The organism is Mycobacterium sp. TKK-01-0059 (genome assembly GCF_000709305.1).
Taxonomy (GTDB): Bacteria; Actinomycetota; Actinomycetes; order Mycobacteriales; family Mycobacteriaceae; genus Mycobacterium; species Mycobacterium intracellulare.
This window is the reverse complement of sequence record NZ_KL446993.1, coordinates 482,801-496,116: the sequence shown is the minus strand read 5'-3', so window position 1 is coordinate 496,116 and position 13,316 is coordinate 482,801. Positions and strand designations below refer to the sequence as shown.

Here is a 13,316-nt window from a genome sequence, read left to right as displayed (position 1 = left end):
AAATCACCGCTACACTGGCGTGCCGTGATGATCACCCTGGACCACGTCAGCAAGAAGTACAAAAGCGCGGCCCGTCCCGCATTGGAGGACGTCAACGTCAAGATCGACAAGGGTGAATTCGTCTTCCTGATCGGCCCGTCGGGGTCGGGCAAGTCGACGTTCATGCGGCTGCTGCTCGGCGAGGAGAACCCGACCTCCGGCGACATCCGGGTGTCGAAGTTCCACGTCAACAAGCTGCGCGGTCGTCACGTACCGAAGCTGCGTCAGGTGATCGGAACGGTCTTTCAGGACTTTCGCCTGCTGCAGCAGAAGACCGTGTACGAGAACGTCGCCTTCGCGCTGGAAGTGATCGGCAAACGCAGCGACGCGATCAACCGCGTGGTGCCCGACGTGCTGGAAACCGTCGGCCTGTCGGGGAAGGCAAACCGGCTGCCCCACGAGCTGTCCGGCGGCGAGCAGCAACGCGTGGCGATCGCGCGGGCCTACGTCAACCGGCCGCTGGTGCTGCTGGCGGACGAGCCGACGGGCAACCTCGACCCAGATACCAGTAAGGACATCATGGATTTGTTGGAGCGGATCAACCGCACCGGGACGACGGTGTTGATGGCGACGCACGACCATCACATCGTCGACTCGATGCGCCAGCGCGTCGTCGAGCTGTCGTTGGGCAGGCTGGTGCGCGACGAGCAGCGTGGCATCTACGGGATGGACCGCTAAGTGCGCTTCGGCTTCCTGCTCAACGAGGTCCTGACCGGCCTTCGCCGCAACGTCACGATGACGGCCGCGATGATCCTGACGACCGCCATCTCGATCGGGCTGTTCGGCGGCGGCCTGCTGGTGGTACGGCTGGCCGACAACTCCCGGGAGATCTATCTCGACCGCGTCGAGACGCAGGTCTTCCTGACCGACGACATCTCCGCCAACGACGCGACGTGCGCCTCAGCTCCGTGTAAGGCGCTGCGCGAGAAGGTCGATGCGCGACAGGACGTCAAGTCGGTGCGGTTCGTCAACCGGCAGGACGCCTACAACGACGCCATCAAGAAGTTCCCGGAGTTCAAGGACGTCGCGGGCAAGGACTCGTTCCCCGCGTCGTTCATCGTCAAACTCAACAATCCCGAACAGCACGCGGAATTCGACGCAGCAATGCAGGGGCAGCTGGGGGTGCGCAGCATCCTCAACGAGAAGGATCTGATCGACCGGCTGTTCGCGGTGCTGGACGGGTTGCGGGATGCCGCGTTCGCCGTCGCGCTGGTGCAGGCGGTCGGGGCGATCCTGTTGATTGCCAACATGGTGCAGGTCGCGGCCTACACCCGACGCACGGAGATCGGGATCATGCGGCTGGTGGGCGCCAGCCGGTGGTACACCCAGCTGCCCTTCCTGGTGGAGGCGATGCTGGCCGCGTCCATCGGTGTCGCGATCGCGGTCATCGGCCTGATGTTGGTGCGGGCCTTGTTCCTGGACAACGCGCTGAGCCAGTTCTACCAAGCTCACCTGATCGCCAAGGTCGACTACGCCGACATCCTCTATATCTCGCCGTGGCTGTTTCTGCTCGGCGTGTCGATGGCGGCCCTGACGGCGTACGCGACCTTGCGCCTCTATATCCGGCGGTAGCTGTGGCCAAGGGATCCGGCCGGGCCAAGGCGGCGGGCGGCAAAGGTGGCAGCAAACAAGTTGTGGCCACCAATCGCAAAGCGCGGCATAACTATTCGATCATCGAATCGTTCGAGGCCGGGGTCGCGCTGCAAGGCACCGAGGTCAAAAGCCTGCGCGAGGGCCAAGCTTCGTTAGCTGACGCCTTCGCAACGATCGACGACGGCGAAGTGTGGTTGCGCAACTTGTACATTGCGGAGTACCAGCACGGTAGCTGGACCAATCATGACCCCCGGCGCAACCGAAAGTTGTTGTTACATCGGCAACAAATCGACAGGCTGGTCGGCAAGATTCGAGATGGTAACCTCGCCTTGATGCCGCTGTCTCTGTATTTCTCCGAGGGCAAGGTCAAGGTCGAACTGGCTCTTGCGCGCGGCAAAAGGGCTTACGACAAACGCCAGGACATGGCCCAGCGCGACGCACAGCGCGAAGTGGTCCGTGAACTGGGGCGCCGAGCAAAGGGCATGACCTGATCGGGGCCGCGTACGCCCAGCTGTCAGCCGTTACGTACGGTGTCAGCGATTTTGTGGGCGGTGTCGCAGCTCGGCGGGTGGCCGCGCTGCGCGTCATGCTGGTCGCCTATCCGATCGAGACAGTTCTCCTCGGTGTGATGGCCATCTTCGTCGGTGGCCCTATTCATGTCGGGGCCGTTCTGTGGGGGACCCTCTACGGAATCGGCATGGCCTTCGGCATGTGGGCGTTCTTCGCGGCGCTCGGTTCGGGACCGATCTCCGTCGTCTCACCGCTGGCGGCCGTGCTGAACGCCGCGGTACCCGTCGCGGTGGGTATGGCTCTGGGGGAGCGGCCGGGGCAGGCGGCCCTGGTGGGTGTCGTGCTGGCCCTGGGGGCGGTGATGCTGGTCAGCCGCGAGGCCCCCGTCGAGGGGACCCCGTATCGGTTCACCCCAAAAGTGGCCTGGCTCACGGTCGTTGCGGGCTCGGCGATGGGACTGAACCTGGTGTTTCTGCACCAGGCGCCCCACGTCTGCAAGCTCTGGCCGCTGGTCTTCGCCCGGGTGGCGGCCAGCCTGGTGATCTTCGCGATGGCCGCAACCAGCCAGAACCTGAAGATGCCGCGCGGCAAGCCGTTGCGGTTGGCGGTCGCCGTTGCCGTCCTGGACATCTTCGCCAACATCACCATGCTGGCGGCCCTGCACACCTGGCTGCTGTCGCTGGCCAGCATCCTGATCTCCCTGTATCCGGCGGCGACGGTCGTTCTGGCGATGGTCGTGCTGCGGGAGCGGGTGACCCGCTGGCAGGGGATCGGGATGGTGCTCGCCATGGGGTCCGTGGCGATGATCGCGTCGGCCTGACCGGCCTACGATCCTGACCATGGCCGATCGCCCCGTCACCAAACTCGACAAGTCCACCGTCCTCACCGGCCTCTTCGCCGTTTGGGACGACCTCGACGCGCTGTTGGCGGGCCTGTCCGAGGCGCAATGGCGGGCCGCGAGTCCGCTGCCGGGCTGGGACGTCAAGGCCTTGGTGTCGCACATGATCGGCACCGAGTCCTTCCTCGCCGGCATCGCCGCGCCCCAGCCCGACATCGACGTCTCCGCGCTGGAGCACGTGCGAAACGACATCGGAGCGATGAACGAGTGCTGGGTTCGCCATCTGGGCGCCCACGCGGATGCCGATGTGCTGGAAAGCTTCCGGGCGATCACCGACGACCGGCGCGCGGCCCTGACGGCCCTGTCCGACGAGGAGTGGAACGCGGTGACGGCGACCCCCACGGGCCCGGACACCTACGGTCGGTTCATGCGGATCCGGGTGTTCGATTGCTGGATGCACGAGCAAGACATCCGCGTCGCATTGGAGCGGCCGCCCTCCGACGACGAGCTCGCCGGCCCGGCGGCCTCGCTTGCCGTCGACGAGATCGCCGCCACGATGGGCTACGTCGTGGGCAGGCTGGCCAAGGCCCCCGAGGGTTCGCGCGCCCAATTCGAGCTCACCGGCCCGCTGGCCCGCACCATCCGGGTCAGGGTCGACGGTCGGGCCGCCGTCGTCGACAGCTTCGCGGGACAAGAGCCGACGGCGACGATCCGGCTGGACGGGCTGCAGTTCACCAGGCTCGCCGGCGGCCGGCCGATGTGCCCCGCGCGCGCCCAGGACGTCGAACTCGGTGGCGACAAAGACGTGGCCGGCCAGATCGTCGAGCACCTCAACTTCGTGATCTGATCGCTTTTCGTCGCCTTTCGCGACGAACGTCGGGTTGATGCGTTGATCTGGGGGTTTTTCGCGCAACGAGTCGACGCTCGCGGCCCGGCCGGGGAAGATAATCCCGTTGCTGCTGGTTGATAGCCAGGTACCATTGATATTCCTGCCGAAAGTCGGCGGGGTGCGAGGGGCTGAAAGGTTTCGACTTCGCGCATCGAATCAAGGGAAGCGTGCCGGTGCAGGCAACCGACCACCGTAAGCGTCGTTGCAAACAGATAAGCGCCGATTCACATCAGCGCGACTACGCTCTCGCTGCCTAAGCGACAGCTAGTCCGTCAGACCGGGAACGCCCTCGACCCGGAGCCTGGCGTCAGCTAGAGGGATCCACCGACGAGTCCGGTCGCGGGACTTGTCGGGACACCAACAGCGACTGGGATCGTCATCTCGGCTTGTTCGCGTGACCGGGAGATCCGAGTAGAGGCATAGCGAACTGCGCACGGAGAAGTCTTGAGGGAATGCCGTAGGACCCGGGTTCGATTCCCGGCAGCTCCACCGTTTAGCAGGCAAAATAGAGCGAATATGGGCCAAGTTAGCGCCACGTGAGCACGCCGGCTTTTACGAGGCGGCAGAGGCCGCCAAAGGGGTCACCCCGCCCCGGGCATGCGCGGGTGCTCTGGGCGCCGGGGGCGCTAAAACTTCACTGCAAGGTCTTGGCGGGCTAGACGTCGAACGCCCCAGAAGTAAGTGACAAACGGCATGGTGCACCACAAAAGGTTCAGCACGACGAACTTGATCCACATCTCAACGGAACTGCTCATGCTTTGCAGATTGTTCGCAATCTCGACCCCGAAGTAGACCGCTGGCAGCGTGACCTCCACGATCATCCCGCCCATGATGAATGAGAGTTGAGTGCTGGTGAACCGCTTTCCATTCCGGAAGAACTGCACCATCGCGTAAGCCTCGAAGAGGCCGACGAAGAAGGCAATCCATTCAAGGACGACGATGAGCGGGTCACCGTTTAAGTAGCGTGCGTCGCCTCCGAGGAGGATGGGCGCCCACATGTACGTCCACAGAGCGCCTTTCTGCACGCCGGCCCTGATTTGGTCGAACAGCAATAGCCAAGGCAGCTCCCAGATGAAGCGTGGGATTAGAGCGATGAAGACCCATACGATCACCATCGCGCTCAGTCGCTCCGACTTCGTCCAGTCGCGACGGCCCGCCACCGGTAGCCACGGCAGCGCAATCGCCGTCAAGAAGCACCCAACGACGACAACCACCAATCCGGTGGAAGCGACAACATGGGAAACCCCGCCGTGAAATTCGAGAAACCAGAACACGATATGGATTGCAAAGAAGAAAGCCAGAACTCCGAACAACGACTTTTGCAGTGACGAGAGGCCGCGCCTGTGCTGCTGCGGCTGCTGCTGTTCGTCGGCGTTGATCGTCTCTGTCATGGCCCTACCATTCGCCCGGCGGGTAGCATGCCCAAAGCATGGCACATGCAATGTTTTGCTGACAAGAGCCCTGACCTAAGGTGCTGTGCATGAGGCGACGCGCTGAGCGGGGCGGATTGCGGAGATGACTGAACGGGCACGAACTGCACCGCGTCGTCCAAGTACCGGGCGACAGGAGCGCGGGGATCGGACCCGCGAATTACTGATCGACGAGACGGTGCGGTGCATTCGCGAGGAAGGCTTCTCTGCGGCCAGCGCGCGGCACATCATTGAACGAGCCGGCCTGAGTTGGGGTGTCATCCAACATCACTTCGGCGACCGCGATGGTCTGTTGACTGCGGTGATCGAAGACGCAGTTGACCGCCTCAGCGCAGCACTTGATCTGTTATCCGATCCGGCGCAAGTCACGGACACCGACGAATTGGTGCGGGCGACGTGGGAAGCGTTCGCCAATCCAAAAGCAATGGCAGGATTGGAGATTCTTATCTCGACCAAGCAGTTGCGTGGCGCGCTTGAGGGGCAGCCCATGCAACGTCTCGGCACCGCGTTGGCCAAGATGATGGCGCGGTTAGACGCTGCGACCGATGGCGAACATGCCGCCGCGTTGGGCATGTTGCTGTGGACCACACCGGTAGCGATGATGATCGCCGAGATGTTCGCAGCGCGGCCGCTGTCCACCAAGGACGCACAGAAGGCGGTTGCCGCGCTCATTGACGCGCACCGCTGACTAAATGCTGTGGTTACGCCAGCGCCTTAAAGGTAGCTATATGGCTTCTGGGATTCTGGCGACTCCGCCAAAACCCGATTTAGGCTGCGCTGAAAGCGGACTGGCCAGAACTCACAATGTCTGTCCAGTTCTTTTTCGATCACGGTCATCGGACTGAGTTGTCCACGCATCCCAAATCCTCTGTGTCTCTTCACTTATCGACCGATGGTGGATTTCCTGGAAGTTCCGTCCACCCCGACGGAATGTGGCGACGACCGCGGTCGGGACATCCTGCTCCAGCACTGGCATGGGCGCCCACTCGCAGGGTCTTGTGTGCACTAGGTCGACCGCTGCAGCGGTTTCGTCGGCGTCGTAGAAGTAAGAACCCGAGATACGGCCCAACCAGAACCACCCGTCGGTGTCGCGGGTCCACACAAACGAGCCCTCGTCAACCTCGGCGAATCGGCCGACCCGACGGACAAGCCGCTCCTGTTCGCCCGAGCGATCCACGTATTGCCCGAAGCCGCACAGCGCGAGCCGTCGAGCCCGATCGATCGTGGCCTGGTGCTCGACGGCATCGTTGCGGGATCGCATCGGCGCGCGGTAGACGGCGACCATCAGGGACACCGTGCCTCGGCGCCGCAGCCGAATGGCTGACGAGCGGTCAACAGCCCGTCTGCGCCGTTAGCTCTTCCAGACGACCTTGTCGACGCCGGCGGCGTCCCGGTAGACGACGCTGTCCGGCGCCGTGCCGCCTCGAACGTCGAAGTAGAGACGCCCGGTCGCCTGGGCGCCCGGCGCGATCGGCTGGTTCGGGAGGCCGTCTACTTCATGCCCTTTCATGACCGCGTAGGTCGAGCTGTTGACGGCACGTGCGTTGAAGTCGGCAATGACCGGAGTCGCGTTACCGCGCACACCTGTGGCCGTGACGTCGGAGTACCAGATGCCGTCGTTGTGGCCGCTGGGCTGCAAGTTGTTCACGGTGTAATTGATGGCTTCTGCGCCGTTTGCACTCGGAATCTCTGCGGATTGGCCAAACGCTACGACTTGCGGATCCGCCAGCGCCGGCGACGCCATCAGAATCCCCGCCGTCGCGATGCCGGCGGCGGCCGCCGTCGTCTTCATGGCAACCTTGGAGAGCATCATGGCAAAACCCCTTCCCTAGGTCCCTGCGGTCAAGAAGCGCTAGCCGCTTGCTCGACATCCCGGGAGGTATCCAGACTCGCCGGTTTCAAACCTGCTCGGGCGAGGTCAGAGGGTGAATCGTTCTAGCCTTTCGGACTCAGGACGACCACCGGGATGGGTCGTGACGTTCGCTTCTGATACTCCACGTAGCGGTTTTGGTTGTTCTTGTTGACGATCTGCCATAGCCGCGGGTAGTCGGGGTCCTCGGGCAGCACCGGTCGCGCGGTGACAGCGAAACGCCTTGGGCCGACGTTGATCTCGACGTCGGGGTTGGCTTTCAGGTTGTGGTACCAGCCGGGGGCTTCGGGCGCGCCGCCCTTGGAGGCGACGACCAGATATTTGTCACCGTCGCGGGCATAGGTCAGCGACGTCGTGCGTCGTTTACCGGTCTTCGCGCCGACGGTATGCAGTAGCAGGCTCGGTATCCACAGCGCGCGGTGACCGATCCAGCCGTTCGTCTTTTGATACACCGCGTCGTGCACTCGCAGCAGCTGCGGAAGCACCTTTTCCTCCACGAAACTCATAGCTGTCAGTCTCGCTCGGCGGCGCCGGTATTTACCAGGGGGTTCCTCGAAGCGGGAGGCAATTCGGACGTATATCCGCACATGGCCTCGGAGATAGCTATAGTCACCTCGGACTGAAGGGGCGGTTGGGGTCAAGGGGGGTCAGACGGTAATTGGCGCAAATATTGACATAGCTGCCCCCGTCGCGATTTCGCATGTATCTACCATTCTCGAGAGTTGCCCTTCACCCAGTTGGTGACGATGGCAGACGTTGAGAGCGTCAGCCCCGTCACGCAAGCGCGGGGCCTACGTCCGCCGAAGCCGGCATTTCGCCAAGACCTCGAAGGCCTGCGTGCCGTCGCGGTGTTGGCCGTCGTGCTCTTTCATGCCGGCGTGCCCGGTGTGGGCGGTGGGTTCACCGGCGTGGACGTGTTCTTCGTCATCTCGGGATTCCTCATCACCGGAATGCTTTACCGCGAGGTAAGCACTGCGGGCACCGTCCGGCTGGGCCGCTTCTACGGGGCGCGAGCCCGCCGGCTGCTGCCGGCATCGGCTGCGGTGGGCGTTGTCACCGCGATCGCCTCGGCGATCCTGTTACCCCCGTTGCAAGCCGAGGGCGTCATCGGTGACGGCATCGCCAGCGCGCTGTACATCGGCAACTACTGGTTCGTCTTCCACGGGATCGACTACCAACTTGCCTACACGCCGCCGTCGCCGTTCCAGCACTACTGGTCACTGGGCGTAGAGGAGCAGTTCTACCTGGTGTGGCCGGCCGTCATCATCGGTACGGCCTGGGCCATCCGGCGGCGGCGTCGGCGCGCCACGGGCGTGTCGTCCGAGCGTCCTTATGTCCTGGCCCTTGCGCTGGTCGCGGTCCTGTCGTTTGCCGCGTCGCTGCTGGCCACTCCGATCGTGCCTTCCGTCGCGTTCTTTTCACTGCCCACCCGGGCGTGGGAGTTGGCCGTGGGCGGCCTGGTGGCCCTGACGACCACCCAGTGGCGCCGGCTCGCGGCGCTGCCTGCGGCGATCGCCGGATGGGCAGGCCTGGCACTGATCCTGCTGGGTTGCACGGTCTTGAGCGTGACCACGCCCTACCCGGGCACGGCCGCCCTGCTGCCCGTGCTCGGCACCGCACTCGTGATCGGCGCTGGCTGCCTCCACCCCACTCGAGGGTGTGGGCACCTTTTGGCGTGGTCGCCGATCGGAGCCATCGGCCGAATTTCGTATTCGTGGTATCTCTGGCACTGGCCCGTGTTGTTGCTCGCGCCGCCGTTGCTGGGCCATCCGCTGGGACTGGTGGGCAGGCTGGCGACGGTCGCGATATCCGGCGGCCTGGCCGTGCTCACCCTGCGCTTCATCGAAAACCCGCTCCGCTTCGCCCCTTTCGTGCGCCGGTCCGCGTTCCGCAGCCTGTTGCTCGGTGGTGGTGCGACCGCGGTGGCGGTATGCGTGGGCGCGGCGTTGCTGGTGGCGATCCCCGCCCCCGTCGGTCACGGTGCCCCGGCGGCGGCGCTGAAAGTCACCGGGCCGATACCACCGGCGGGTGACAGCCTCGACGCGTACGACGCGGCGGTGCAGTACGCGTTTGCGCAAGTGCAGACGATGGTCGCGGTGTCCGCCGACCTCAAGGCGGTTCCGTCGAATCTCGACCCATCGATCGGCGCTGCTTCAGCCGAAAACCCGATCGCCTACTTCAAGGGTTGCTTGCGCAATTTTTTGGAGGCCGATCAGCCCGAGTGCATCAGCGGCGACAGGGCGTCGAAGACCGGCGTCGCCCTGGTCGGTGACTCGACCGCAGCGATGTGGATCCCTGCATTCCAGCAGGTCACCGGGCGGCGGCACTGGCGGCTGGAAGCCCTGACCAAGGGCGGCTGCCCGATGCTGGACCTGCCCATCATCAACCCGTTCCTGCGCCGGGAATTCACCGAGTGCGACAAGTGGCGCGATCTGGTCGTCGCCCGCCTGCGCAACCAGCATCCACAGTTGGTCGTGTTGAGCCTGTGGCGCAAATACGGTGACCGTTACGACTTTCCGGCCGGTGTCACGTCATACGACTCGGCCTGGCTCGGCAGCCTGACCCGACTCGTCCAGCAGCTGCGCGGTACCGGTGCCAAGGTGCTGGTGCTCGGGCCGGCCCCGGATCCGCACGCATTGGTGCCGACCTGCCTGTCCGGTCACCTCGATGACGCGACGGCCTGCGCGCCGCCGAGATCGACGGCGGTGAACGATCCGGGCATCGCCGCCGAGGCGGCGGCCACCAAAGCGGGCGGCGGACAGTACGCCGACCTCACCGAGCTGTTCTGCACCTTGGACCGATGCCCGGTCATCGTCGGCAACACCGTGGTGTTCCACGACGCCAATCATCTGACGTTCGAATACGCCCGGGAACTGGCGCCGGTGATGGGCGCGCTGGCCGATCGCGCGCTGCTCCCCGGCTGAGCTTTGCGACGATCCTCACCGGAACCGTTCAGCCGGTGCGCTCATGTTCGCTACCCTTAACTCGATCATCAGTTGCCTGGGAAGTTGAGGCCACGAAATGGCTGAAAGACCCAAGGCTCGCCCCCGGGCGCCGGGACCGAGCGACATCGTCGCGGAGTTGGCTGCCGCCGGATTCGACAACGCGCGCCAGATCGCTCGAGGCGCCGCCGGAGTGGTGTATCGCTGTCGCGAGACTGCGCTGGGTCGCAACGTCGCCATCAAGGTGTTGCCGACCTTCGGCGACGACGAGAGTCGCGAACGATTTCTCCGCGAGGGCTACGCCATGGGCGGCCTGTCGGGCCATCCGAACATCGTCAACATTCTGCGCGTCGGCGTCACCGCGGGCGGCCGGCCTTACATCGTGATGTCGTACTGCGCCGCCGGTTCCCTGGGCCTGCGGGTGCAGCGAGAGGGGCCGATCGCCTGGCCCGAAGCGATGCGGATCGGTGTGAAATTGTGCGGGGCGCTCGAAACCGCTCACCTGACAGGAACTTTGCACCGCGATATCAAGCCCGCGAACGTTCTCGTCAACGATTACGGCGAACCGCAGCTCACCGATTTCGGGACGGCGCACGTCGCTGGAGGCTATGAAACGGCGTCCGGGTTGTTTTCCGGCACAGTCGATTTCCTCGCGCCCGAGGTCATGACCGGCGATCCGGCGACGGTCGAGACGGATGTTTATTCGCTCGGTGCCACACTCTATGCGCTCATCGCCGGCAACGCCGCATACGAGCGCCGCAGCGGCGAAGACCTCCTCGCGCAGTACACCCGGATCAAAAGCACGCGGGTCCCGGACCTGCGCCCCAATGGGATCCCCGACGCGGTCTGTTCGGCGATCGAAAAAGCGATGCGGTTCGATCCCGCCGAACGGCCGGCGTCAGCGGCGGAGTTCGGCCGCGAATTGCAGGAGAGCCTGCGCCGCAACGGATTAAAGCCCGATTCCATGGCGATTACCGCCGCGGGTGCGGGTTCGGGGCGCATCGCGCGGCCGGTGCCGAGACCGCCGAGGATCGCCAAACCGGGCCCACGGATCGCCGGCCCGGAAAGCGCCACCTCGCTGATGAATGCGCTGGGAGATCGCCCCGCCTCGACGCCACCGCATCCGCCGTCACGGCCGCCCGGTCGCCAACAGCCGGGCCGCGCAGCCGCCATCTCGCGCGGCTCAAACACGTCCGAGCCCACCCAGGTGATCCCCGAACAGACAAGTGTCACCGACGCGATCGCGCCGACGAGTTCTGCCGACCGTGTTCCGGATACGCCGCGCGGATTGGCGACCGGCGCGGTGGCGTGGCCGAAACCGTCGAAAGCGAAGCGAAGCCGCGCCACCGCGGCGCTGATCGCCGTCGCGATCGTGGTGGCCGTGTTGGTGCTGGGCAGCGGCGTCTACGTGCTGCTGACGCACGGCAAGCGGCACCCCCAGGCCGCCGCGAGCCAGCCGAGCCAGGCGTCGGTGAAGTGGCAGCCGATCACGAACGCGCGCATCGCACGCGACGCGGCGGCAACCACCCAGGCCGATGGCACGATCTGGATATTCGGCGGAATCGGCAGCAACCACGCCGTCGTCGCAAACCACGAGGGGTATGACCCCGTCATCGACAGCTGGAAGAGCGGCGACGATCTCCCGGTCCCGGTTCAACAGGCCATGGCCGTGACGTGGCAGGGAAACCCGATCGTGCTCGGCGGCTGGCGCGCCGCGGGCGCGCAAAAGGTTGCCAGCGACCAGGTTTGGCGCGTGGTCAACAGCCACTGGGTGGAGCTGCCCCACCTGTTGCAGCCCCGCGCGGCAGCGGCGGCGGCCGTGGTGGGCGACCGCATCATCGTCACCGGCGGCGTCGACGCCAACGGAGCGCTGCTGAACTCCACCGAGATCTTCGACGGCAACGCCTGGACCCTCGGCACCCCCATCCCGACCCCGCGACAGATGCTGGCTGCGGCCTCGGACGGGAAACTGGTGTACACGGTCGGCGGGACCAACGGGAACGCCGACCTGGTAGCGGTCGAGGCGTACGACCCGGCCGCGAAAACCTGGATGAAATTGCCCGACCTTCCCCACCCTCGCAGTGACCTTGGCGTGGCGATCGCGGACCGGCGCCTGGTCGCCGCCGGGGGTCAGTCGGCGGGGCAAGTCCTCAAGAGCGTGGCGGTGTTCGATCTGTCGACGAAGACGTGGGATGGCTTGCCGGACATGGGGACTGCGCGCCACGGCATGGCGGTCGATGCGGTGGGGAAGTCCATCTACGCCGTCGGGGGGTCGACGGCCGTCGGTGACGACCAGGTGACCGCGACGGCCGAGGCGTTGCAACTGCCGCCACGCCTGGCCCAGCCGGAAGCGCAGTGGCGTTCGCTACCGGACGCGCCGACACCCCGGCTGATGACGGCGTGGACCGTGCTGGGCGACAAGATCTGGATCATGGGCGGACTGCGCGACGGAGTCGCACTCCAGACGGTCGAGAGTTACGACCCGCGCACCGGCGCCTGGCAAGCCCAACCCCCGCTGCCCGTCCCGCTCCACCACGCCGCCGCGGCCACGTATCGCAACGAGGTGGTGGTCCTCGGCGGCGCCAGCGGCGACCTCACGCAGGCGTCCACCAAGGTGTTCGCGTTGCGCGGCGGCAATTGGGTGGAGCTGGCCGGCCTCAGCCACGCGCGGGCGGCACCGGCGGCCGCGGTGGTCGGTGACAAGCTCGTCGTCGCCGGCGGACAGAACGCCAAGCAGCTCGTCGGCCAGACCGAGGTCTTCGACGGCAGCTCGTGGCGCGACGCGGCCAACATGCCCACCCCGCGCGAGCACTTGGCCGCGGCGTCCGACGGCACCTACATGTACGCGGTCGGCGGGAGGTTCTTGTCCGCCGACAAGAACTCCGCGGCGTTCGAACGGTTCGATCCCCAAGCAGGGACCTGGACCAAGTTGGTCGACATGCCAACTCCGCGTGGAAGTTACGGCGCCGCGTTCATCGATGGCCGAATCGTGGCGGTCGGTGGTGAGGAACCAACCCAGGTGTTGGGAGTGGCGGAAATGTACGACATCGCCAATGCGAAGTGGTCCACGCTGCCCCCGCTGCCGACGCCGCGTCACGCTGAGGCGGTCGCGGCGCTGGGCAACACCGTGTACTGCATTGGCGGTGCAAACCGGCCCACCCATGAGGGCCCCGTCGCGACGGTCGAGGCTTTGGACTTCGTCTAG

The 13,316-nt window shown here is 65.4% G+C and carries 12 protein-coding genes and 1 other RNA gene; 9 read left to right on the top strand and 4 right to left on the bottom strand.

The window, feature by feature from the left end; translation table 11 throughout:
* Positions 1–27: 27 nt before the first annotated feature.
* The 6 genes from ftsE to ssrA all read left to right on the top strand — a co-directional run bounded on the left by ftsE (position 28) and on the right by ssrA (position 4,361).
* Positions 28–717 (top strand): cell division ATP-binding protein FtsE, encoded by a 690-nt coding sequence (gene ftsE / locus K883_RS02585; RefSeq protein ID WP_008259365.1) that lies wholly within the window; start codon positions 28–30, stop codon positions 715–717.
* Positions 718–1,611, top strand: a complete 894-nt coding sequence (gene ftsX, locus K883_RS02580) for a permease-like cell division protein FtsX (protein ID WP_008259364.1) — start codon at positions 718–720, stop codon at positions 1,609–1,611.
* A gap of 2 nt (positions 1,612–1,613) precedes the next feature.
* Positions 1,614–2,123, top strand: a complete 510-nt coding sequence (gene smpB / locus K883_RS02575) for an SsrA-binding protein SmpB (protein ID WP_009954261.1) — start codon at positions 1,614–1,616, stop codon at positions 2,121–2,123.
* Positions 2,120–2,962 (top strand): DMT family transporter, encoded by an 843-nt coding sequence (locus tag K883_RS02570; RefSeq protein ID WP_072501403.1) that lies wholly within the window; start codon positions 2,120–2,122, stop codon positions 2,960–2,962. The genes smpB and K883_RS02570 overlap by 4 nt, the downstream gene beginning before the upstream one ends.
* Before the next feature lie 19 nt (positions 2,963–2,981).
* Positions 2,982–3,827, top strand: coding sequence for a maleylpyruvate isomerase family mycothiol-dependent enzyme (locus K883_RS02565; RefSeq protein ID WP_036453685.1), 846 nt, complete (start codon positions 2,982–2,984; stop codon positions 3,825–3,827).
* A 166-nt stretch (positions 3,828–3,993) separates the two neighbouring features.
* Positions 3,994–4,361: a transfer-messenger RNA gene (ssrA, locus tag K883_RS26430) on the top strand.
* A 134-nt stretch (positions 4,362–4,495) separates the two neighbouring features.
* Here ssrA and K883_RS02560 read toward each other — a convergent pair.
* Positions 4,496–5,260: a membrane protein gene (locus K883_RS02560; RefSeq protein ID WP_036453684.1), complete on the bottom strand. Its 765-nt coding sequence runs from the start codon at positions 5,258–5,260 to the stop codon at positions 4,496–4,498.
* 124 nt (positions 5,261–5,384) lie between these two features.
* On the opposite strand from K883_RS02560, the gene K883_RS26425 reads away from it, so the two are divergent.
* Complete coding sequence (locus K883_RS26425; RefSeq protein WP_065502867.1) at positions 5,385–5,987, top strand: TetR/AcrR family transcriptional regulator; 603 nt, start codon at positions 5,385–5,387, stop codon at positions 5,985–5,987.
* Between the two features lie 111 nt (positions 5,988–6,098).
* Here K883_RS26425 and K883_RS02550 read toward each other — a convergent pair whose 3' ends face one another.
* The 3 genes from K883_RS02550 to K883_RS02540 all read right to left on the bottom strand — a co-directional run bounded on the left by K883_RS02550 (position 6,099) and on the right by K883_RS02540 (position 7,675).
* The gene (locus K883_RS02550; RefSeq protein ID WP_036453682.1) at positions 6,099–6,584 is read right to left on the bottom strand and encodes a hypothetical protein; all 486 of its coding nucleotides are present in this window, start codon (positions 6,582–6,584) and stop codon (positions 6,099–6,101) included.
* Between the two features lie 66 nt (positions 6,585–6,650).
* Positions 6,651–7,112 (bottom strand): DUF1942 domain-containing protein, encoded by a 462-nt coding sequence (locus K883_RS02545; protein ID WP_008259353.1) that lies wholly within the window; start codon positions 7,110–7,112, stop codon positions 6,651–6,653.
* Positions 7,113–7,234: 122 nt separating this feature from the next.
* A complete protein-coding gene (locus K883_RS02540) occupies positions 7,235–7,675 on the bottom strand; it encodes a nitroreductase family deazaflavin-dependent oxidoreductase (RefSeq protein WP_008259352.1) in 441 nt (146 codons plus the stop codon).
* A gap of 216 nt (positions 7,676–7,891) precedes the next feature.
* Here K883_RS02540 and K883_RS02535 point away from each other — a divergent pair, with 216 nt between their 5' ends.
* Together K883_RS02535 and K883_RS02530 are read left to right on the top strand one after the other, a co-directional pair.
* Complete coding sequence (locus K883_RS02535; protein WP_008259350.1) at positions 7,892–10,093, top strand: acyltransferase family protein; 2,202 nt, start codon at positions 7,892–7,894, stop codon at positions 10,091–10,093.
* 97 nt (positions 10,094–10,190) lie between these two features.
* Complete coding sequence (locus K883_RS02530) at positions 10,191–13,316, top strand: Kelch repeat-containing protein (protein WP_014712147.1); 3,126 nt, start codon at positions 10,191–10,193, stop codon at positions 13,314–13,316.

Excerpts from the sequence above, each read along its gene's own strand:
- ftsE (WP_008259365.1), top strand. The coding sequence starts at position 28 with ATGATCACCCTGGACCACGTCAGCAAGAAGTACAAAAGCGCGGCCCGT.
- K883_RS02565 (WP_036453685.1), top strand. The coding sequence starts at position 2,982 with ATGGCCGATCGCCCCGTCACCAAACTCGACAAGTCCACCGTCCTCACC.
- K883_RS02560 (WP_036453684.1), bottom strand. The coding sequence starts at position 5,260 with ATGACAGAGACGATCAACGCCGACGAACAGCAGCAGCCGCAGCAGCAC.
- K883_RS26425 (WP_065502867.1), top strand. The coding sequence starts at position 5,385 with ATGACTGAACGGGCACGAACTGCACCGCGTCGTCCAAGTACCGGGCGA.
- K883_RS02550 (WP_036453682.1), bottom strand. The coding sequence starts at position 6,584 with ATGGTCGCCGTCTACCGCGCGCCGATGCGATCCCGCAACGATGCCGTC.
- K883_RS02545 (WP_008259353.1), bottom strand. The coding sequence starts at position 7,112 with ATGATGCTCTCCAAGGTTGCCATGAAGACGACGGCGGCCGCCGCCGGC.
- K883_RS02540 (WP_008259352.1), bottom strand. The coding sequence starts at position 7,675 with ATGAGTTTCGTGGAGGAAAAGGTGCTTCCGCAGCTGCTGCGAGTGCAC.
- K883_RS02530 (WP_014712147.1), top strand. The coding sequence starts at position 10,191 with ATGGCTGAAAGACCCAAGGCTCGCCCCCGGGCGCCGGGACCGAGCGAC.